This window comes from Enterovibrio norvegicus (assembly GCF_002876705.1).
Lineage (GTDB): Bacteria > Pseudomonadota > Gammaproteobacteria > Enterobacterales > Vibrionaceae > Enterovibrio > Enterovibrio norvegicus_B.
The window spans coordinates 22,633-45,287 of the sequence record NZ_MDAG01000016.1; the positions used below are offsets into that span (position 1 = coordinate 22,633).

The following is a 22,655-nucleotide window of genomic DNA, read 5'->3' on the forward strand; positions in this document are numbered from 1 at the left end:
GCAAGGCTTGGCCTTATCTCGGTCTATGTACCATTTCACTTACCATAGAGAAGACTTATTGGAATGAGTTCGATAGTCTCGAGTTACGTTACGCATCTTTGGAGCATCATTCAGCCATGAAAGTGGATTATAAGAAGCGCCTATTGCCTGTGATTCGGTTTTTGGAGGCAAATTTCAACGAACCGCTCAATCTGATTGAAGTGGCTGCGCTTGCCAACCTATCTCCCTACCATTTTCATCGAATGTTCAAAGCGGTGCAGCAAGAAACCCTGGCCGACTTTATCCGTCGTCTACGGCTAGAAGCGGCGGCCGAAGAGTTGTTCAAGGCCAAGCCTCCGGTGCTGAACGTTGCGCTTGATTATGGGTTCTCATCGTCACAGAGCCTTGCTAAAGCCTTTAAACAGCACTTTGGTGTTACACCTTCAGCGTTCAGAGACTGTGAAGACTGGCAAATGTTTGGTCAGCTTTCTCGAAGCAGCAAGATTGGACACACGTTGCGCAAGATTGGAAACGCAGATCGAGACACAGAATTATATATTGACTCAACGACATCAACGAGGAGTGAATTTATGGAAACGCAACATTTTGAGCCAGCCAAATTGGCGTATGTACGTGTCACAGGCCCTTATGGTGAAGGCTATGAGCCAGCGGCAGGTAAGCTCTATCAATGGGCTGGGCCGAAAGGACTTGCTGAGGCCACTTGTCTCTTTATTTACCACGATAACCCCGAAATTACGCCAGCTGAGAAATGCCGGACCGACATTTGTTTGATGGTGCCAGAAGACACGACTGTGCAAGGGGACATCGAACTGCAAGACTTTCCAGGGGGGAATTACGGTGTGATGCGCAAAACCATCACCGATTTTTCGCAGTATTCTGGGGCGTGGGATGACATCATGACAGACATGATTAATTCTGGTCTTGAGCCTGATAATCGCCCTTGCTTTGAGTGGTACCACACTTACGACCAAGAACATCACATTGCTGATGTGAGTTTTTGTACGCCGATCAAGGCCTAATCTGGCTCTATGGCTATTTCATTTCTTTATAACAGCAGTTCTGTCTCAGTGCTGCTGTTGTGCCTTCTATATTCCCTTTGACACTCTTCAACCTCAACCTCAACCTCAACCTCAACCTCAACCTCAACAGACCTTAAGCACTCCAGAAATACCCTATACCCATAAAGTAATCCGATAGACGTGATAGCGCCGTATAGATTTCTATTCGACGTATCGATGTAAACGCTATCTCACTTAAAGGTGATTTCAGCGTAAGCCCCTAAGGCACGGTTTTGTCTACGGGATTGTTACTCTGCGGAACGGTTTCTTAATGTAACTACTGCTCAACGGAGCTATTACTCAAAGGAGCCATGGTTAAAAGGAGCTATGGCTAAAAGGCACTATGGCTGATATTTCTGAAACGACTTCGTTCAATGCTGATCATTTGAACAACTTGGTGATTGGTGTTGCGGCTAACGTGGGCATACATGATGTGTGTATGCATCATCATGCCAAACCGCAACTGCTGTTCGCATCATCTGGTTGCATGAGCATTATGCTGAATGGTGCTTGGTGTGTATTGCCACCAACCCGTGCGGCATGGATCCCTGCGGGCATTGATCATTGTACTGAAATGTTAAACGTAGAAGCCTATCGTTCTCTCTATTTCCACCGTGACGTCGCACCCATGTTGCCATCAGAGATAAAGATCATCTCGGTTAATGGGTTGATGAGGGAGTTGATTGAGCGCATGGCGTATTGGGATTGGGAGATGCCAATGCAGGCACAAAAGCCTGCGTTTTCACTGTTCTGTGAGGAGCTCAAATCCGCAAAGGAAGAACAGTTCTCGTTGATATTGCCCACGGATCGACGCATCGTGCGATGGTTACAGGGCGTGTTAGACGGTGAGTATTTGCCTGCGCCATTAAATGAAATGGCACAGGATATTGGCGCGAGCGCCAAAACCATCAGCCGGATTTTCACGCGGGAAACGGGCATGCCCTATCAATCATGGCGGCAGCAATGGCGTTTGCAGACGTCTGTTGAGCGTCTCTCACAGGGTTACAGCGTATCAGACGTTGCAAGTGGGCTGCATTTCTCCAGCGACAGCGCCTTTATCAGTTTTTTTCGTAAGATGACTGGAAGCACACCCGGGAGATATGTTTAACATTCTCTATCCGTTGTGCTGAACCTTCTCCAAAATGCCTTAACACCAGAGATGAACGCTCAAAATTTACACTGTAATTTTACCGTCAGTTTGATGTTGAATTATTGTAATGAGAGTTATTCTCATCTAATCTTAGTGGCAAGGCAGAGATTGGAGCGTCATCATGGTTCATGGAAATATCGTTACTCATCCTCCAGCAGAGATAACGCCGAAAAGGCGAACGGTACAGATAGAGATATCAGTTGATAGCTTGGAGAGGCTGTTTCTCAATGGGCAATTGTGTGCTGCAGAGTTTAGTTGTCTTGATGTCGAATCTAAGCAAGCAGTCCAAAAGTTATGTTTGAATGCATGTGTTCATCGTCTTCAAAAGGCGCAATAACCTACGAATCACCATGATTGATTCGTTAATTAATTGTTGGATTTCTTTGCTGTTATATTGAAATTTAAAATATTTATAGATCTAGCCTTGAAAACAGTCTTTCCTGCCACCATATCTTTAAGATTATAGATTTTATTTATGTTTAAAATTAATGTTTCTTTAATTTTCAAATGTGAAAAATAACGCCTTGTATTTCTTAATCTTAGAGGTTAATTAAAAATATTTTCCAATTTAGCCTTGAAAGTGAATGGGGTGGACACCAAATAGAGTGATGTAAGGTTGTGGCGATATTCGTGCGGCCTTTATATGAAAATTCTATTAACCATATCGCTTCATTTGGAGGATATTATGATGAAAACTATCGATTTAACCCCACTGTACCGTAATAGCGTCGGCTTTGATCGCTTTGCATCTTTGTTGGATAACGCATTCCGTGCAGAAAGTGCTGCAGGCGGTTACCCTCCGTACAACATCGAGTCTCTTGAAGAGAATAACTATGCCATTACCCTTGCTGTTGCTGGGTTTACGCAAGATGAGCTAGACATCAATGTTGAACGTGGCGTACTGACCATTCGTGGTGAGAAAGCAAAAACCGAAGACAAGCATTACCTCTACCAAGGTATTGCTAACCGTACGTTTGAGCGAAAGTTCAACCTCGCTGATTATATCGAAATCACAGGTGCTGATTTAGAAAATGGTTTATTGACCATTAAGCTTCTAAAGCGTATTCCAGAAGCAATGAAACCAAGAAGCATTGCAATTAATGGACAGTCGCGTGTTGCGCCTAAATTTGAGCAATCCATTGAAGAAAAGAACGCTGAACTCGTGTGATTCTTCTGTTCATCTTGAACGATAGATTACATTTAGTTTTGGGTTAAATAATAGTAGGGCCATTTTAATTAATGGCCCTTTGTTGCGTTTTTTATTTTAAGGCTATGTTAGTTTTAGGTGCATGTTTATATGCTCAACGCCTGTTCTTTTCGATAAATAGGTGTCGCCTGAGACAATAAACCCAACAGAACGATAAAGACGAATAGCATGCAGCCTTGCACTCAGTGTGACATCCGTGGCTGACCGTGCTCGTAAGTATTGAATGGCTTCGGTGACAAGTCGATGTCCTAACCCTTTTCCTTGATCTTTTGGCGTTACGACCATTTGCGACAATTGATAGTGGTTTTCCGATGTTTCAGTCAGCCGTAAATAGGCCACCAGCGTGCCTTCTCGCGTGAGCGCGAGGTGATTACTGCTCGCTTCAGCGTCATCAAAAAGCACGTCCCTCGAAAGATTGACGGGCTCGAAGAACAAAGTGAACCTCAAATCCAGCGCATCTTGATAAAATGGTTCGTCGCGATTGAGCGTAACAAATTCAACATCACTGTTAGCTTTCATTCATGCCTCCTTTCTTTTGCGTTTTCATGCCCTAAACGATGCGCCTTGTTGTCTTAAAACGGCGAGAAGTTACTCACCAGACGTGCTTTTTGCCTTCCCACGTAAAGAACTTACCGCTGTCTTCCATGGTTAAACGGTGAGCCAGTAAGAGAATACCCGATGCGCTCTGTTCTGCAGTAATGTCCGCCTCACTGCCTCCCATGTCCGTTTGTACCCAACCAGGATGAACAGGGCAAACAACAATCTTCTGTGCCTTCAGTTCTAGCGATAATACCTGCATGACTTTGTTGATGGCAGCCTTAGAGCTTCTGTAAGCAATCATGCCTGTAGATTCTCTATGCAGCGCCCCCATTTGGCTGGAAACCGTCACAACGCGTGGTGATGAACTTAGGGATAGATTCTTTAAGAGGGCGTTTGTCACCATCAGTGGAGCAATGGTATTCACTTCGAATGTGTGTAACCAGCCTTGTGTGTCCATGTCGTTGTAAGACTGTCTATCAGGACCGATGACACCCGCGTTGTTAATGAGGATGTCTATGGGCTGATTCGCTAACACTTCTGGCAGACGGGCGAGATCAGTCGCGTTGGTAACATCAAGTTGTAACCATGTGAGTCTGTTTTTCTCGTCGTGGGTAAGTGGAAGTTCAGGAGGCGTATCACCGCGATAAGTGGCAAGTACGACATCTTTGTTTTTCAGGCTTTGCTTCACGAGTTGTAAGCCAATACCCCTGTTACCGCCAGTGATGAATAATGTTTGCATATTTCCCTCGCATTTGTGTCTCTATAAATGGGCACATCATGTTACGGCTAGGTGATCATTTGATGTCAGTAACTTTCACATTTAAGACGCTTGTTGGCAACGCTTACACGTGTTTTCCCCTTATAAATTCAATGCATTACGATGACTTTAAGAAGTTACCCACAGAAACGGTGGATAACCCTTTGGGTAACATTGGATTAATACAAATGTCATCTTGAATAAAGTCGTTGAGTGCTTTTGTCAGGCGGCTTTAGCACAATTGCCTAAAACATGATTCGCCATATTTGGAGGCCGAAAATGCTCGATATTGCTCGCACATTTGACGCCTACTTACATCAAAACTGGGTGAATTTACATCCAACTTTATTGGCAAGAAAGAGGCGAAGAGACTTGAAGAAAACGCGGTGGTTAAAAAGTATACAGCCCTTGTGGGTGACGGGTGACGGGTGACGGGTGACGGGTGACGGGTGACGGGTGACTAGTAACAGGTAACAAGTTACGGCGTTCGATGGTATATGAGAGAAAACAGAACATCACATGGCAACATTGGCGGTGAACATTGGACAGCGCCGACCAATAAACGGCGATAGAAACAGAAACGAACGAAAAACGCCCTCGTTGGGTTTCGAGGGCGTTTACGTATTTACTGAGCCATTTATTCAAGCAAAGAAAGGGTTGCCTGATTAAATCGCGATCTGCTCTTTGTTTTCTTCGTCCGCAACAAAGAGCTTATTCTTGGTTTGTTGTTGCGCGGTTTTTTGGCTCAACCCCAAACGTTCTTCTCTTGGCGGAATACCAAAGTAATCACGGTAGCACTTGCTAAAGTGTGGCGTAGATACAAACCCACACGCAATCGAAATTTCGATGACGGACAGGTTGGTCTGCGTGAGCAATTGCCTTGCGCGGCTTAGCCTCAAATGCAAATAATAGCGAGAAGGTGAGCATTGAAGATGGCGTTGGAAGAGGCGCTCAAGCTGCCGACGAGACAGCTCGACAAGTCCTGCAAGTTCATCAATGCAGAAAGGCTCTTCGAGGTTAGCTTCCATCAGGGAAACCGTTTCAAGTAGCTTGGGTTGTGCTGTGCCAATCAAATTCCGCAGCGGGACTTTCTGCACATCTTCCGTGTTTCGCACGCGCTCGCACACAAACATTTCAGAGATGGCAGCGCTCAGCTTGTTACCATGCTCGCGAGTGACCATGGTAAGCATCATGTCCATTGGCGCTGTGCCACCCGCGCTAGTCATGCGCGTGTCACTGATCGTGAAAAGCTTGTTGCTGATGCGAACGGTAGGGAAGGCTTCTTGCAGTCCTGCTAGGTTCTCCCAATGCACAGAACAGGCTTTGTCATGCATAACGCCTGCTTTTGCAAGGACATAACTGCCCGTACAGATGGCACCAATTTTAAGATGTTTTCTGTCTTGTTGAGCAATCCAACTGAGCAACTTGGGGGAGCAGTTTTCGTGGACATCAATCCCGCCGCATATGATCACAACATCAAGGTCCATACTGTTTGGGATCTTGTCGTCGACATTAATGGCGAGTGAATCGCTGGCTGATACAGGCTCTCCGTCTTCGCTGAACGTGTACCAACGGTAGAGGGTTTCCCCAGAAAGTTGGTTCGCCATTCGTAACACTTCGATTGCTGACGCCATTGCAATCATGGTGAAGCGTTGGCAGAGGAAAAATCCTATTCTCACTGGTTGGCGGAGTGATGATACTGATCCCATCGTAAATCCCTTCTATCTCTTTGCACTGCTCAATTATTTTATTGATATCAAGGTTGAAATGATTACAACACGTAGAGAATCGCATTCGACAGAAAAACGGCATCTCTTCTCTGCATATACCAATGTTAAAAAAAAGTAAATGTCGCGTTGACAGTTAAAAGGAAATAGACGTGAAAAAGACTTATAAATAGCGTTTAGAACGCGGTCGTATCATAAATGAAGCAATCTATTCTGGGTGTCTTGTTGTTACATGTCGTTAACAATGTTTAGTGCTGTAAAGAAAAAATCGATGTTATCTTTGTTTTTTTGACGTGCTAGAAAATGCTGGCGAATCAACATAGAAGAGTTGGGTGTAAAAAAGGTGCGGCACTGAAAGTTAAACGCATGCCGCACCTGGATAGAGGGAACTAGTCGCAATAAGCAACGGCAATCTTCGACGCGAGCGCCGCGTTGTTTAAAACTAAGGCGATATTGGCCTTTAAACTTTCGCCCTGTGTTTTTTCAGCGACTTTGGCGAGCAGAAAAGGGGTAGAGGCTTTGCCTTTGATGCCTTGGGCATCCATTTCCTCAATGGCACTTTGAATGACATGGTCAATGTCTTCATTTGCCATGGCATGTTCCGTTGGAATCGGATTGGCAATGATGGCACCGCCTTCTAAAGACATCGCCCATTTCGCTTTTAATGCATCGGCGATTTGCTGCGGCGCATCGAGGCGGTAATCAACGTTAAATGCGCTCTCTCTGCTGTAAAATGCAGGTAACGTGTTGGTTTGGTATCCCACCACGGGCACACCCTTGGTTTCGAGGTATTCCAAGGTTAAACCAAGATCTAGAATGGATTTGATACCTGCACAGACTACAGCCACTTTGGTTTGAGCAAGTTCTTCCAAATCCGCTGAAATATCTAAACTGTTTTCCGCACCGCGATGCACGCCGCCTATGCCGCCTGTGGCAAACACACGAATTCCCGCCATGTCCGCCAATATCATCGTTGAAGCAACCGTTGTGGCGCCATCGCCTTTTGTGGCAACGATGAATGGGATATCACGTCGGCTGGTTTTCATTGCCTTTTGACCCTGTTGGCCGAGATAGGTGATTTCTTCTTCAGAGAGCCCGACTTTTAGGCGGCCTTTCAAAATGGCGATGGTCGCGGGTATCGCGCCGCTATCTCGTACTTTTTGCTCTACGCGTAGCGCGGTTTCAACATTTTGTGGGTAGGGCATGCCGTGAGAAATGATGGTGGATTCTAACGCCACGACAGGTTTTCCCTCTGCAATCGCGCGTTCGATATCAGGATGGATATCGAGATACGGGTTTAACATGGCACGTCCTCTATGCGTTGTTGAACCAACAATTCATTGATGTTGGGGTTGATGGTGTTGGTGTGTTCCAATGCGATGGCCGCGCAGCCCGATGCAAAATGACAGGCTTCGATGTCTGATAGCCCTGCGAGTTGGCCATGAACAATGCCTGCTAAGAATGCATCACCCGCACCGTTGGCGTTAACGACCTTAACCGGTAGCGGTCGGACTAATTTTTCATTGTTCTGCGTACGGTACAAAACACCGTCTGCTCCCATGGTGAGAAATAGCCTTTGTACGCCGTGCTGAATGAACCAATCCGCGATGTTGTCAATGTCTGACTCCGATTCAAGCGGCTGGCCTGATATGGCTTGTGCCTCGATCAAGTTAGGTTTCAGCGTGTGGATTCGAGACAGATAAGGCTTTGCTTTGTTTGCTTTGGCTGATGAGACTGAGTCGAGATAAATGTTCTTGTCAGAGAATTTGCTAAAGATATACGCGAGCGTGGTATCTGAGAGGTTGGTATCCACAATGACAGCCGCGGCGTTTCGAATGAGCTCGACGTATTGCGACAGCAACCCCACGTTTAAGTGCTTTAAGATCGACATGTCAGACACTGCAGCCACCATGTCGCCCTGATTGTCGAGTAAAGACAAATAGGTGGACGTGGTTTGGTTGCTGATCTGGTTGACGGCGTTGATATTCACTCCCGCCATTTTGGTTTGATTCAGGATCAAATCACCGTAGGCATCATCGCCAACGACGGATATAAGTCTGACATCTGTCCCTAACCGTGCGAGGTTTTCGGCGATGTTTCTGCCTACGCCGCCAGCAGAGCCTTTCACTTTCCCTGGGTTTGAATCACGTTCGATGAATGCATGATCAGGTTGGCCAAGGATGTCCATGTTCATGCCACCAATCACCACGACATATTGTTGGTTGGCGATGAAATACCCTTTCCCTTGGATTATCCCTTTCTTCGTCATGTTCATGATATGAACAGCGACAGCTGATCGGCTAATGTTGAGTAAATCCGCAATGGCTTGCTGCTGGATGAAGGGGTCGCCTTTTATCAGCTGCAATATCTCATCTTCACGTGATGTCATCGTTACCTCTACAGCTCAGGATAAACATATGTTCAGTTGTTAAACAAGTGTGAGTGTTGGTGTGTTTGAGTTAATAGTCAATTGCAAACAAACAACAATTGATAAGATTGTGAACAGCGCATTTTTTTCGCTTGGATTAGCAAGTGATTAGGTGTTGTTTGCGTCCTCTTGCACGTCGCAACTCGACCATGAAACGTCTCAATTCGCCAACAGGCGAGGAAGTAAATCGCACTACACTTAGACTATTGGTCTACTCGCAAGGAATGCAAATGGAAAAGACGACACCTCCCACATCATCATGTGGTGCGTCGTTGGCGATCCCTCCGCTAACTGAATCTCAATGTCAGGTCGTGAATGAAGCATTGAATTTACTCAGCACAACGCCGGGCGCATTGTTGCCTGTGCTGCATCATATCCAAAAGGCACTGCGCTTTGTTCCGCCTGCCGCCATCCCTCAGATTGCCAGAACGTTGAACCAATCTGAGGCCGATGTTCATGGCACCATGAGCTTTTATCATGAGTTCCGAAATTCGCCGCCTGGTGCAACCGTCATTCAGGTGTGTCGAGCAGAGTCCTGTCAATCCATGGGTTCTCTCGCGCTTGAAGCCTACGTTCGTTCGCGACTCGGCATCGATTTTCATCAAACGACGCGCGACAACAACTTCACGCTTGAACCGGTTTATTGCTTGGGAAATTGCATGAATTCTCCATCGATCCGCGTCGAAGATGAGATCCATGGCGATATGAATGCAGCGCGTTTTGATGCGTTGGTGGAAGGGTGTTTAACACAAGTGATCGAGGTGAAAGCACCATGACATATAAAATCTATGTGCCCCTTGATACGTCAGCGGTTTCACTTGGTGCTGACAAAGTGGCAGCCAGAATGGAACACCTCGCCGTGAACAGCGGTGAAGCAGTGTCCGTGATTCGAACGGGATCCCGAGGCATGTTCTGGCTGGAACCCATGGTGGAAGTGGATACGCCGCAAGGCCGTGTCGCTTTTGGGCCTGTGTCGGAAGACGACGTGGATGCCCTTATGGCATTGCGCTTTTTTGATATCGAAGGTTCAGGAAAGGGAGGCCAAGAACACGCTCTTTATCTCGGTCCAACCGAAGCGCTTCCTTGGTTGAAGAAACAACAACGGCTCACCTTTTCACGCGTGGGCATTGTCGATCCTTTGGATGTGAATGACTACAAACGTCATGGTGGGTTTGAAGGGCTCAAGAATGCCTTGGCAATGAATGCACAAGAAATTCTGGATGCGGTGAAACAATCCGGATTAAGAGGGCGTGGCGGTGCGGCTTTCCCGACGGGCATTAAATGGCAAACCGTCGCCGATCAGCAAGAAGGCCAAAAGTACGTCATCTGCAATGCGGATGAGGGGGACTCTGGTACGTTCGCAGACAGAATGTTGATGGAAGGCGATCCGCTCACTTTGATTGAAGGCATGATCATTTGCGCCATTTCCGTTGGTGCAACACAAGGCTATGTCTACACACGCTCTGAATACCCGAAAGCTTGCGAGATTTTTATCAAGGCGATAGAAAAAGCCTATGAAGCGGGCTATCTCGGTGAGGACATTTGCGGTTCTGGCCATCATTTCGATCTTGAACTTCGTATGGGCGCAGGCGCGTACATTTGTGGCGAAGAAACCTCCTTGATGGAAAGCCTTGAAGGTAAACGCGGCATAGTACGAAACAAGCCACCACTGCCTGCGATTGAAGGCTTGTTTGGTCGCCCAACGGTAATCAACAACGTGATTTCGTTAGCGTCTGTCCCAACCATTTTGGCGAAAGGCGCAAACTACTATGAAAACTTTGGGCAAGGCCGTTCTCGAGGCACCATGCCGTTGCAATTGGCGGGCAACATTAAACGTGGCGGCTTGGTAGAGTTGGCGTTTGGTGTATCGCTCAATGAGCTGATGTATGACTTTGGTGGCGGCAGCAAAACAGGCCGCCCGCTAAAAGCTGCGCAATTGGGTGGGCCGCTCGGGGCGTATTTGCCGGCTTCGCAGTGGGATGTCGACATGGATTATGAGGCGTTGTCTTCTAAAGGCGCGATGCTCGGTCATGGTGGCATCGTGGCGTTTGATGATCAGGTCGACATGAGCCACATGGCGCGATTCGCCATGGAATTCTGCGTGCTGGAATCGTGTGGTAAATGCACGCCTTGTCGGATTGGTGCTGTACGTGGTGTGGAAGTGATTGACCAATTGGTCGACGCGACAGGCGATGAAAAGCTTGAGCGACATGAATTGCTGCAAGACCTCTGTGACACCATGGAGTTGGGTTCTATGTGCGCCATGGGTGGAATGACACCGTATCCTGTGAAAAGCGCCCTCTTGCATTTTCCTGAAGATTTTGGCCTCGCGGCCATTCACCATACCAACGCTGCGGGCAACGGCGAATAGTTTTCGCCAAGGAGTATTACAATGGTTGAGTTTTACATTCCCATTGATCAAGACCGAAAAGATTTTGGTACACCCAATGTCACCGGCGAAGATCTTAAGCAAATTACGTTAAACATTGATGGCTGGCCTATCACCGTCCCAGAGGGGACGTCGGTGATGCGTGCGGCATCCATGTTGAATATTCAAATCCCCAAATTATGCGCGACTGACAGCTTGGATGCGTTTGGATCGTGCCGCATGTGCGTGGTGGATATTGAGGGCATGCGCGGAAAACCCGCGTCTTGCACCACACCTGTGTCGGAAGGCATGAAGGTCACCACACAAAATACGGCACTGTCAAAGTTACGCCGTAACGTCATGGAGTTGTACATCTCTGATCACCCCCTTGATTGTTTGACCTGTGCCGTGAATGGCGATTGTGAATTACAAGACGTCGCCGGTGCTGTCGGCCTGCGTGATGTGCGATATGGCTTCGAAGGTGAAAACCATCTTAAGATGGAAAAAGACACGTCAAACCCGTATTTCACCTTTGATAGCAGTAAATGCATTGTGTGCTCGCGTTGCGTGCGCTCGTGCTCCGACATCCAAGGTCAGTTTGCGTTAACCGTTGAAGGCCGTGGGTTTGATTCTCGCATTGTGGCGGGTAGCAACAACTTTATGGATTCTGAATGTGTGTCGTGTGGTGCGTGTGTCCAAGCATGTCCTACGGCAGCATTGACGGAAAATAGCGTGATTGAGCAAGGCACGCCGAGTCATTTTCGTGTCACAACGTGCGCGTATTGCGGCGTAGGTTGTTCGTTCAGAGCGGAAATGAAAGGCGACCAGCTTGTGCGTATGGTGCCGAACAAAGACGGCAAAGCGAACCAAGGCCATTCTTGTGTGAAAGGGCGCTTTGCATTTGGTTATGCAACACACAGTGATCGCATGCTTGACCCAATGATCCGTGATTCCATCGATCAACCGTGGCGCAAAGTGAGCTGGGAAGAGGCCATCGCCTTTGCCGCCAACCGCATTAATACGTTACGTGACAAATACGGCGCGAACGCGCTGGGCGGGATCACCTCTTCACGTTGCACCAACGAAGAAACCTACTTAGTGCAGAAATTGGTTCGAGCAGGGTTCGGGACGAACAATGTCGATACCTGTGCGCGTGTTTGCCATTCACCAACGGGCTACGGCTTGAAAACCACGTTAGGTGAATCCGCAGGGACACAGACGTTTGATTCGGTGCAAAAAGCGGACGTGGTGGTTGTGATTGGTGCGAACCCCACTGATGGGCATCCTGTTTTCGCCTCGCAGCTTAAACGTCGCCTACGCAATGGCGCGAAGTTGATAGTGATTGACCCTCGCGAAATTGATTTGGTGAATGCACCGCATGTGCGCGCCAAGTTCCACCTACAACTTCGTCCGGGCACCAACGTTGCTGTGCTGAATGCATTGGCGCACGTGATTGTGTCGGAAGGGTTGGATGCCAAAGCATTCATTGACGAGCGTTGTGATACGGCGGAATTCGAAAAATGGCGCACATTTATTGCCGATGAGCACCATTCGCCAGAAGCGATGGAAAGTGAAACTGGGGTGCCAGCCATGCTTATCCGCGAAGCGGCTCGGCTTTATGGCGGTGCGAACAACGGTGCGATTTACTATGGTCTTGGTGTGACAGAACACAGCCAAGGCAGCTCCGCTGTGATGGCCATTGCTAACCTTGCCATGGTCACGGGCAACATTGGCCGTGAAGGTGTAGGTGTGAATCCGCTTCGTGGGCAGAACAACGTGCAAGGCAGTTGTGACATGGGCTCGTTCCCTCATGAATTGCCGGGCTACCGACATGTTTCAGACCCAGACGTTCGCGCGTTGTTTGAAGGCGAGTGGGGCGTGAAGATTGATGACGAACCAGGGCTGCGTATTCCTAACATGTTCGATGCTGCGATCGCAGGTCGATTCAAAGCCTTGTATGTGCAGGGCGAAGACATCGCGCAATCAGACCCCAATACGCAGCATGTAGAAGCTGCACTCTCTTCGCTTGAATGTTTGATCGTGCAAGACATCTTCTTAAATGAAACCGCGAAATTTGCGCATGTGTTCTTGCCAGGTGCAACCTTCCTCGAAAAAGACGGCACTTTCACGAATGCTGAACGACGAATTTCTCCGGTAAGAAAAGTCATGGCACCTCTATCAGGGAAAGCAGATTGGGAAGCAACTGTTGCGCTGGCGAATGCGCTGGGTTGTGAAATGACGTATCAACATCCGTCAGAAATCATGGATGAAATTGCCAAGCTGACGCCGACATTTCATGGTGTGAGTTATGAAAAATTGGATGAGCTAGGTTCTATTCAATGGCCATGTAACGATGATGCGCCGCAGGGTACGCCAACCATGCACATTGACGCGTTTGTGAAAGGCAAAGGCAGCTTTGTGGTGACGGAGTATGTTGCATCGCAAGAGAAAGTGAACAAGCGTTTCCCATTGCTGCTGACCACGGGCCGGATCCTGAGCCAATACAATGTTGGCGCGCAAACCCGCAGAACGGAAAACTCGCGATGGCATGAAGAAGATGTGCTTGAGCTTCATCCATTAGACGCGGAAGATCGCGGCATCGTGGATGGAACGCCGGTTCGCATTCGCAGCCGTGCAGGGGAGGTAACGTTACCTGCGTTAATCAGTAATCGCATGCAACCGGGTGTGGTTTATACAACCTTCCACCATCCTGTTTCGGGTACCAATGTGATCACCACGAATAACTCTGATTGGGCGACCAATTGTCCAGAGTACAAAGTCACCGCAGTACAAGTGCTGGTGGCTGCAGATCAAGCACAGTGGCAAGAACGCTTCCGCGCGTTTGATGAAGAGCAGCAAGCACACGTGTCAGCGGCTTATCAAGAAGATACAGACTGAGTGTCACTCAATAAGAAAGAAGGAAGAGCCTGAGTATGGATGGCGAAGCACATAGAAACGAACAGCTGTATGCGATGGCAAACCAAATTGCCGATAATCTTGCCCATGGACGAAGTGAAGAAGAAACCATCGATGAAGTGGCATCCCATATTCGTCGTTTTTGGTCTCGAGACATGAAAGACAGTTTGTTTGATGCTCTCGAATCGGGCGAACTCAATCCGCTTGCAGAAGAAGCGGCGTCAAACTTAGCAAGAGAATATCAGTTTAAATAGACCCAATCTTGAATAGCGGCGAAAGCAACTGAACCTTATGTGTGATCCAATAAAAAAGCGGCTGATTCAGCCGCTTTTTTCATACCAAAGGATGGGTTACTTTTCGTATCGAATGTTATCGATGTAAAGCACCATTGGCCCTGTTGGTTCAATAACGAAGATGTTTTTCAGACCTTCTACATTGGCTTTCGCGCCAGGTGCAAAACGGTTACCGTTATTGATCAAATCAGCGAAGTTAATACGCACTTCACGCCATTGACCAAGAGGTGGGATTTCCACATCTACGTCACTCGCTGCCGGCCAACCGCTGTCGACTTTCAGCATCAAGTTAGCGTTTGGATCTTTCTCTTCAACCAGAAGGTCAAAGACAATTTCACCACCGCTCATCCACTCGCCCATGTTGACTTCTGGTGATTCGAAGTAGAAGTTACCGATGTCGCCAGTCTTCTTAATCGCCAGGATGTCACCACGACCTTCAGCTTGCTTGGTTTCAACATACACCTTGAACTGCGGATCGTATTCTTTCGAGCGCAGGTGCTTGTCTAGGCTATCGCCGTACAGCAAGAACTCAGGGCCTGTTGCATAGTCTGGACCCGGAATGATGATTTCAGGTGCTGGTGTACCCGCAACAAACTTGGCGTCTTCCGACACTGTCGCACAACCTTTTCCGTTAACCGGATCTTTCGCACATTCGTAGACACGAACGTAGTCAACCTCCATGGTTTGCGGGAAGATTGAGTCATCGATGCCGCCTTCGTTGGCATTCGACGCCCATGAACCGCCGATAGCAAGGTTCAAGATCATGTGGAAACGTTGGTTGAATGGTGCGTCTTCTTCACCAGTTACAATCTTGCCACCTTCTTTGTATTGACTGAACCAACCATCAGAACGCTGTGTTGCGTAGTGGATATCATCGATATACCAACGCATTTCGTTCTTCTCCCACTCAATGGCATACGTATGGAAGCCATCAGCAGGGTTGACGTGATCAGGGAGATGATATTCTGCCGCAGTGCTCACGTTGTCAGGCCATTCGCGGCCGTAGTGCAAAGTACCGTGAATACGTGCTTCTTCCTTACCCGCTTCAGCGCCCAACTCATCCGTCGCTGATTTTAGGTTAACCGCTTCGACGATGTCGATTTCGCCAGAGGCAGCCCAGCCGCCGTAGACATAATCAGTCGGTAGCATCCAGATTGCAGGCCATGTGCCTTGTCCGAACGGAAGTTTAGCGCGCACTTCAAAACGACCATACTGCCAGTCGCCTTTGTTCATGGTTCTGAGGCGAGCAGAGGTGTAAGGCAGTGTCGCTTTATGACGGCTCTTCCCTTGAGGATCTGAGGAGCCGGTGAATTGGAAGTCACGCGCAACAATGTGCAGTTTGCCATCTTCTACAAACGAGTTAACCGGGCGATCTGTGTAGCACTGACGCTCAGCATTACCACCGCCGTAACAGTTTTCTTCGTGACTCCATTTGCTCTTATCAATGGCCGTACCACTGAATTCGTCGTTCCATACCAGCGTCCATGTTTTTGGTGCTTTGATCATTGGACCACTGGTATCAGGCCCTTGAGAAATGGGTTGATAGACTTTCGACGAACACCCAGCCACTGCAGCAACTACTGCAGTCGCAATCAGTGCGCGACGATAGGGGAAATTAGTCATTTTCGTATCCTTACAGGTCGAACTTTTGGCGCTCAAAAAATACGCAACACATACAAACTTAAGATAGCTGCCGATTACTCAAAACATAGAAGTAATTGGCATCACCTCATCTGTTACCAGTAGGCATCTGCCTGAATACCAAAGACGAAGTCATCCGAGAGTTTTACATTTGGGTCGGTTTCGTCACCCGTTGTCCAAGACAATGGAAGGTAAGTGGCAGTGAATCGAATTTCTGCGGTAGACAGCCCATCAGAGAGAACGAAAGTCGGCGCAACCGTGAGCTTAGACTGATGCCATGTACCGCCATTTTGCGTATTTTCGTAATAGCCGGCTTCGGTCTGGATGATGAAGTTATCTCGTACTGGGAAGATGTTACGCATCATGACGGAGACCCAATAGTTGTAGCCGCCATCGGCGCCTTCGTCATTGGTGCCTTCATCATTGTATTGTGCTTGGATAGAAGGGAAAAATCCGATTCCGTCGCTGTTGGTGTACCCACCCCACAATATAGCGCGTGCGGAAAGCGCATCTTCTTCACGTTGAGTGATGAGGTAGTATGGGTCGCCGAAGTAATCACCCCATTCACCCGTATGATAACCTTGAGTTAACGATCCTGGGCGAAGAGAACCATAATCCGTAATAGTTCCGCCAAGTAGGTTACCTGACCCTAGGCCGCGACCTACTTGGGCAATGGCATAAGAAAAGGCATTACCTTTGAGCCCGAAAAAGTCGAGCATATGATAAATAGCGGTGGTGTCGTAACCCGTTTCTGCCCACTCTTTACCGTTTAGCCCCCAGTTATCTGGCAAATACTTGTAATTTGCTTGAACTGTCAATGCACCTAAAGTGTAGGAAGCATGGAATGTGTGCATTGAGTTATTCTGGTTATCAAAGATGTTGGCGCGTTGCTCATCCGTAACATAACGTTGGTTTTGAGAGATAATGATGTCGTCTTCGGTAGAAGCTTTTTCTACGAAGTCTTCATACTCACCATAAGTAAGACTTATATTTCGATCGCTGGAAATGTATGCGAGATCCAAAAATGAATCACCGATTTCAATATCTTGAATACCGACGCCAATACCTTCTAAGTCGGTATAAAAGAAGTCTGTCATGAAGACATAGTTTTCTTCAGCGAGCTTTCTCTTACCCCCCCATAAGGTGCCTGATGGTAAAACACCATCCATTTCCAGATAGCCAATGAGATCATCAAACTCAGTGTCACCCACACCAATGTGGATACGAAGCTGTTGGTCATCATTAATATTGGTGATAGTAGTAAAACCAAAGTTACCATCATTGTCGGATTCTAAACCTAGACGACCCAACAGTTCTTTTTGCCCACCAATATCTGCTTTCTTAAAATCATTTTCTTTACTGGCAAAAAAGCCAGCGCGAAAGTAACCGTGAAATTCGACTTCGTCGATAATAGCGGCGTTGGCAACAGGTATGCTTGACAATACACCTGCAACACTTAGCGCCGCTATCGACAATTTTGACTTTTTCATTCTGACTCCGTGAAGAGATCTTAAAGGTTGTTTCGCAAGAAAGCGCTTTCTTTCTTTGCTTGTAAAAACCCTGAAAGGTCCACCGAAATTACCTGACACCCAGAGAGGCATTTTCGAGAAAAGTTCGAGGTTGACTAGCTGTTTAACTTTCAATGTCGGCGATGATCAACATGGTTTTGTTATAGCTCTCAAAGAAAGCGCTAGGCAACATGACGTTAAAAAGGTCTGTCTTTAACTGCAATCAGTTACTGCAAAAACCTTTAACCAATTCACATAATATTTACATTTGGCCTTAATTATTAGTCATAGAGACCATGATTATCGGCCTTGTCTCAAGAATGAATCACATTTTAATGTGACGTATCATTATTGAGTCTTATTGCAAAGAGAGCGCTTTCTTTTGTGAGTGTTTCTATTAATTGGAAGCATGAAATCAAATTCATGTTGTGCATAGCTATCTGTTAACAATATTTTTACACACTAAGCGATGGTTTTAACTCATCGCAGAATAATGTCAGCTCGCTGACTTTATTTTTAACTATTGCTGAAAGCGCTTTCTTTCGACTAGTTACGACACCCAACTCAAGCAAGTTTCTCCAGTTCGCTGGAGAGTTCTGAATTCCATTGATTGCCCTTGTGCAAAGTGGATATGACGTAGACTGAATTACGGACAATATGATGAAGAATATATTTGCGAAAATGCTGCTTATGTCTTCTGTCGCGCTGAGTGGGTGTGGCGGTGGAGATGATGAAGCTGGTGGATCCCCCCCAGATGTGCAGCCTTCAGGTGCCGACACATATGAGGTTCATAGAGTCGGAGAAGGTGCAAGTAGTAACCTGACTGTCATTCCTTTTCAAAATGAAGCGGCGTCGGAAGCTCAAGGTAGTTTTGTAGGCACCTCATTTATGGGCACGTCTAATGATGCCTTGAGTGTGCCTGCGCCTTCATCAACTAATAGTTTTGTTGAAGCTGAATGGGGTTGGGGTACAGCATTAGTCACAACCGACAACTCGGCAGAAGCAGCCATCAACTTATCTGGGTTTAACAGCGGATATTTAAATTTTGAGGCCAAAGCTTCTAAAGCCTCACTTCCATTTGTTTTGGGCTTTCAAACGGGGCTTTCAACTAGTATTGAAGGTAACGAACAAGGCCAGCGACCAGCAAAAGAAGCTGGTGCAGATTTTGAATCAAACGGCAGATCTATTACCACCGAGTGGGTTAGCTATAAAATTCCCATGTCTGAATTGATTGGTGATCAGATAATTGATCTATCTGATGTCACAATGCCTTTGTTTGTTAGGAGCGAAGGCATAAACGGTGAAGTGATTGAGCTGAGAAATGTTTTTTATGGAAAAACATTCGATTCTCAACCTGATACTTCAGACACTGGCGGCGGAAACAACATCATTGGTGGCGAACCTCAAGTTGGTTACATTCTTTACACCGGTCAAGAAGCCAATGTTGCTTTTGAAGAATTGCAGGCATGGAATGGCGCAGGAATCTCAGAAGTTTCTGGTGGTACTTATGACCCTGTACTTGAGCTAACTGTCACTGGTGGCTGGGGCGCTTTAGCGTGGGCTAGCTCATCAAGCGTTGTCGATTTCACTCCGTACACTCATGCACAATTCAAAGTGAAGACTGATGCTTCTCAAGTACGAGTGTCTATCACTGGTCAAAGCGATGGCGAAGTTGCGGACGATTACGCGCTTTCAACAGGCACAGCATTAGCTGACGGCTGGGTACAAATGGAAATACCGGTCCCTGCCTTTGCAGATGTGACTACATTCGCGGTGGTGCTAGGACAAGATGGCACCATGGAAGTTGCAGACATTGCTTTGGTTAACAATTCTAGAGGAAATGTTGGTCCAGGTTATATCGCTTACAGCGATCAAGACGACTCGTTCAGCATGGCTTTTTGGGGTGACAACTGGGGAAGCGGTGCAACGTTAGCCGACCTTAATGACGCGCCTTACTCGAAAGCCTTTACTGTTACTAGCGGCGCAAATTGGGGCGCTGATGCAGCAGCAGTTGCTTGGGGTAACGAGCCAGAAAATGCGGTAGATGCTTCTGCGTTCTCTTACCTTCGTTTCAAAGTCGAACCAGGTTCTTACTCTGCAGTTGACGTTGTTTTCCAAAGCGCAAGCCAATCGGAAGTTAAAAATACATATAACTTCTCTAGCGGCGATACCTTGGATAATGGTTGGGTGCAAATGGAAGTTCCATTCCCGGCATTCTCTGATATGACGTGGATTGGTCTTATCTTCAACGGTGCAGGTTCAGTGAACTTTGCTGATGTTGTTCTGGTTTCTCAAAGTGGTTCTGACGGTAATACTGATGGCGGCACCGGTGGTGGAACTGACGGCGGCACCGATGGTGGCACTGACGGCGGCACCGATGGTGGAACTGACGGTGGCACTGATGGTGGAACTGATGGCAGCAGCACTGACTACTCAGTAGCGCCTGAAATTGCGCCACAACCAACGGTAACGGGTGACTTCCCAGTTTCAACCGTTACTGGTGGTGATGCATCAGGACAGCCTGTGCTTGGCACTGCTGCACTTCCTGCGATCTCTTACGGCGCATTCCGCACAGACGTGCGTTCTAACGAAAATGCCCCAAGCGTTGCGGAAGTTAAAGAAGACCTGAAAATCATGCATGCAACTGGCATTCGTATGCTGCGTACATATAACACTCAGGACTTCGTAGACACTGAACGTTTACTTCAAGCGATTGATGAGCTTCAACAAGAAGATCCTAGCTTCGAAATGAACGTCATGCTTGGTGTGTGGATTTCAGCACTCAATGCATTCTCTAATGTAGAAATAGACAGTTCACAAGAACATGCCAACAACCAATTGGAAATGGATAAAGCGGTTGAGTTCGCTCAAACCTATCCAAACATTATCAAAGTGATTGCGGTTGGTAATGAAGCAATGGTTGAGTGGGCGAGCAGCTACCGTGTTGAACCAGGTATTATCCTGAAGCGTGTTAACGAACTTCAAACAATGAAGGCCGACGGCACAATCAGTGAAGATATTTGGATCACCAGCTCTGAAAACTGGGCGGTTTGGTCTATCAACAATGGTTACTATCAAGCGCATGAAGCAGACATCAAAGCACTGATTCAAGCAGTTGACTATGTGTCCGTTCATGTTTATCCATTCCACGATACTTTCCATGACGGTGATTTCTGGCCAGTTCCTGAGTCAGAGCAATCGCTTACTCGTCAAGAACAAGCTGACAAAGCCATGGAGCGCGCGTTCAACAAAGCGCTGACTCAGATCGACGCCGTTAAAGATAGCGTTATGGCAATTGACAGCACTAAACAGATCCACATTGGCGAAACAGGTTGGTCGACTGAGTCGAACACTGGTTTTGGTGCTGGTGGAACGGGTGCTTCTGATGAGTACAAACAGAAGAAATACTATGATGCGATGAGCCAATGGGCTATCGACTATGGTGCATCTGTATTCTTCTTCCAAGCATTTGATGAACCATGGAAAGGTGGTGCTGAAAACACTGGCGATCCAGAGAAGCATTTTGGCCTGATCGACATTGATGGTAATGCGAAATATGCCATCTGGGATCTGGTTGATGCTGGTGCGTTTGAAGGCATCACTCGCGGCGGTAATGCGATTGTTAAGTCAAACGGCGGTGTTGAGCAAAACGTCATTGACGCGATTCACGCCATTCCATACGAAACGGGTTCTGATACCTCCGGTACTGGATACGTTATGTATACCGGTAAGGACACTGTTCACGGCTTCGATGATATTCAAGTATGGTCGCAAGACGGTTCGGGTGCTTCTATCGGCGCTGGAAGTGACAGCACTTATTCACCTGTTCAGGAACTTACGGTAACGGGTGGTTGGGGTTCTGCTGCTTGGTTGTTTAACACAACACAAGTAGACCTTACGCCATACTCACATGCCGAGTTCAAAGTAAAAACTTCTGCTGCTAACGTTGATGTCACCTTTATCAACCAAGCAGATGAAACAACAGCTAACCCATACTCACTGTCGTCGGGCACTTCGCTTGATAACGGCTGGGTTCAAATGAGCGTGCCAGTGCCTTCTTATACTGATATGAAGACATTCGCACTGACGCTCGGAGAAAATGGAACACTTGAGATCGCTGACATTGCATTCGTGAACAACGATAGCAATGGCGGTACTGACGCTCCAGAAACGGGCTACGTACTTTACACCGGTCAAGAGACAAACATTGTCTTTGAAGATGTTCAAGTATGGAACAATGCTGGTTTAAGCGAAGTCGCTAATGACACGTACAATCCAGTACTAGAGCTAGACGTAACAGACGGTTGGGGTGCGGTTGCTTGGGTTAGCAGCTCAAATCCAATTGATATCTCGTCTTACACACATGCGCAGTTCAAAGTACGTACAGATGCAAGCGTCGTTCGATTGTCTATTCAGAGTCTGTCACAGGACGAAGCAGCGAATGACTACTCACTGTCACAGGGTACTGCCCTGACTGACGGCTGGGTGCAAATGGAAGTACCATTACCCGCATTCACAGACTTGACAACCTTCGCGATGGTATTGAGCCAAAACGGTACGTTGGAAGTTGCAGATGTTGCTTATGTGAACAAAGACAATGGTGGTTCTGCGCCAGAAGTTGGCTACATCCTGTACACAGGCCAAGAAACCAACCTTGTTTTCGATGATGTTCAAGTCTGGAACAATGCAGGTCTTGGTGATGCTACCAGTGACTTGTATAACCCAGTACTGGAATTGACAGTCACTGATGGTTGGGGCGCATTGGCGTGGTCAAGCGCGCTTAACCCAATTGATGTTACGTCATACACACACGCACGCTTCAAACTTCTGACAGATGTTGCTCAGGTTCGCATCTCGATCCAAGGTGTAACTGATGGTGAAGTGGCAGATGACTACTTGCTTTCAAATGGAACAGCGCTGACAGATGGCTGGGTACAAATGGAACTACCACTGCCTGACTTCGCGGATTTAACAACCTTCGCAGTTGTCCTGTCAGAAAACGGTAGCTTCCAGATTGCAGATGTTGCGTTTGTAAACGCTGATACTGACGGCGGCACCGATG

Annotated in this window: 15 protein-coding genes; 8 read left to right on the forward strand and 7 right to left on the reverse strand. The window is 47.3% G+C overall.

Going from position 1 to position 22,655, the window contains the following annotated elements:
- Window positions 1–116 precede the first annotated feature (116 nt).
- The 3 genes from BCT27_RS11240 to BCT27_RS11255 all read left to right on the forward strand — a co-directional run bounded on the left by BCT27_RS11240 (window position 117) and on the right by BCT27_RS11255 (window position 3,376).
- Window positions 117–1,019 carry an AraC family transcriptional regulator gene (locus BCT27_RS11240; protein ID WP_102391468.1) on the forward strand — a complete coding sequence of 301 codons (903 nt, stop codon included), beginning with the start codon at window positions 117–119 and terminating at the stop codon, window positions 1,017–1,019.
- A 382-nt stretch (window positions 1,020–1,401) separates the two neighbouring features.
- Window positions 1,402–2,166 (forward strand): AraC family transcriptional regulator, encoded by a 765-nt coding sequence (locus tag BCT27_RS11245; RefSeq protein WP_102395845.1) that lies wholly within the window; start codon window positions 1,402–1,404, stop codon window positions 2,164–2,166.
- 730 nt (window positions 2,167–2,896) lie between these two features.
- Complete coding sequence (locus tag BCT27_RS11255; RefSeq protein ID WP_198597551.1) at window positions 2,897–3,376, forward strand: Hsp20 family protein; 480 nt, start codon at window positions 2,897–2,899, stop codon at window positions 3,374–3,376.
- Between the two features lie 102 nt (window positions 3,377–3,478).
- Here the strand turns inward: BCT27_RS11255 and BCT27_RS11260 are convergent, their stop codons facing one another.
- The 5 genes from BCT27_RS11260 to BCT27_RS11280 all read right to left on the reverse strand — a co-directional run bounded on the left by BCT27_RS11260 (window position 3,479) and on the right by BCT27_RS11280 (window position 8,828).
- Window positions 3,479–3,934 (reverse strand): GNAT family N-acetyltransferase, encoded by a 456-nt coding sequence (locus BCT27_RS11260; protein WP_102395847.1) that lies wholly within the window; start codon window positions 3,932–3,934, stop codon window positions 3,479–3,481.
- A gap of 73 nt (window positions 3,935–4,007) precedes the next feature.
- Window positions 4,008–4,694: an SDR family oxidoreductase gene (locus BCT27_RS11265; protein WP_102395848.1), complete on the reverse strand. Its 687-nt coding sequence runs from the start codon at window positions 4,692–4,694 to the stop codon at window positions 4,008–4,010.
- 683 nt (window positions 4,695–5,377) lie between these two features.
- Window positions 5,378–6,421 (reverse strand): choline metabolism transcriptional regulator GbdR, encoded by a 1,044-nt coding sequence (gbdR, locus tag BCT27_RS11270; protein WP_241905188.1) that lies wholly within the window; start codon window positions 6,419–6,421, stop codon window positions 5,378–5,380.
- A 407-nt stretch (window positions 6,422–6,828) separates the two neighbouring features.
- Window positions 6,829–7,743: a pseudouridine-5'-phosphate glycosidase gene (locus tag BCT27_RS11275; protein ID WP_102395849.1), complete on the reverse strand. Its 915-nt coding sequence runs from the start codon at window positions 7,741–7,743 to the stop codon at window positions 6,829–6,831.
- The gene (locus tag BCT27_RS11280) at window positions 7,737–8,828 is read right to left on the reverse strand and encodes a PfkB family carbohydrate kinase (protein ID WP_102395850.1); all 1,092 of its coding nucleotides are present in this window, start codon (window positions 8,826–8,828) and stop codon (window positions 7,737–7,739) included. The genes BCT27_RS11275 and BCT27_RS11280 overlap by 7 nt, the downstream gene beginning before the upstream one ends.
- 269 nt (window positions 8,829–9,097) lie before the next feature.
- On the opposite strand from BCT27_RS11280, the gene BCT27_RS11285 reads away from it, so the two are divergent.
- The 4 genes from BCT27_RS11285 to BCT27_RS11300 are packed head-to-tail and all read left to right on the forward strand — an operon-like array spanning window position 9,098 to window position 14,405.
- Complete coding sequence (locus BCT27_RS11285) at window positions 9,098–9,643, forward strand: formate dehydrogenase subunit gamma (protein WP_102395851.1); 546 nt, start codon at window positions 9,098–9,100, stop codon at window positions 9,641–9,643.
- Window positions 9,640–11,238, forward strand: a complete 1,599-nt coding sequence (locus BCT27_RS11290; protein ID WP_102395852.1) for a formate dehydrogenase beta subunit — start codon at window positions 9,640–9,642, stop codon at window positions 11,236–11,238. The genes BCT27_RS11285 and BCT27_RS11290 overlap by 4 nt, the downstream gene beginning before the upstream one ends.
- 21 nt (window positions 11,239–11,259) lie before the next feature.
- Window positions 11,260–14,133, forward strand: a complete 2,874-nt coding sequence (gene fdhF / locus BCT27_RS11295; protein WP_102395853.1) for a formate dehydrogenase subunit alpha — start codon at window positions 11,260–11,262, stop codon at window positions 14,131–14,133.
- A 35-nt stretch (window positions 14,134–14,168) separates the two neighbouring features.
- The gene (locus tag BCT27_RS11300) at window positions 14,169–14,405 is read left to right on the forward strand and encodes a formate dehydrogenase subunit delta (protein WP_017010068.1); all 237 of its coding nucleotides are present in this window, start codon (window positions 14,169–14,171) and stop codon (window positions 14,403–14,405) included.
- A gap of 96 nt (window positions 14,406–14,501) precedes the next feature.
- Here the strand turns inward: BCT27_RS11300 and BCT27_RS11305 are convergent, their stop codons facing one another.
- Window positions 14,502–16,067 carry a glycoside hydrolase family 16 protein gene (locus BCT27_RS11305; RefSeq protein WP_102391457.1) on the reverse strand — a complete coding sequence of 522 codons (1,566 nt, stop codon included), beginning with the start codon at window positions 16,065–16,067 and terminating at the stop codon, window positions 14,502–14,504.
- A 113-nt stretch (window positions 16,068–16,180) separates the two neighbouring features.
- Window positions 16,181–17,575 carry a carbohydrate porin gene (locus BCT27_RS11310; RefSeq protein WP_102316702.1) on the reverse strand — a complete coding sequence of 465 codons (1,395 nt, stop codon included), beginning with the start codon at window positions 17,573–17,575 and terminating at the stop codon, window positions 16,181–16,183.
- Between the two features lie 678 nt (window positions 17,576–18,253).
- On the opposite strand from BCT27_RS11310, the gene BCT27_RS11315 reads away from it, so the two are divergent.
- A partial coding sequence (locus tag BCT27_RS11315) for a hypothetical protein (protein WP_102395854.1) occupies window positions 18,254–22,655 on the forward strand: 4,402 nt, incomplete at its 3' end.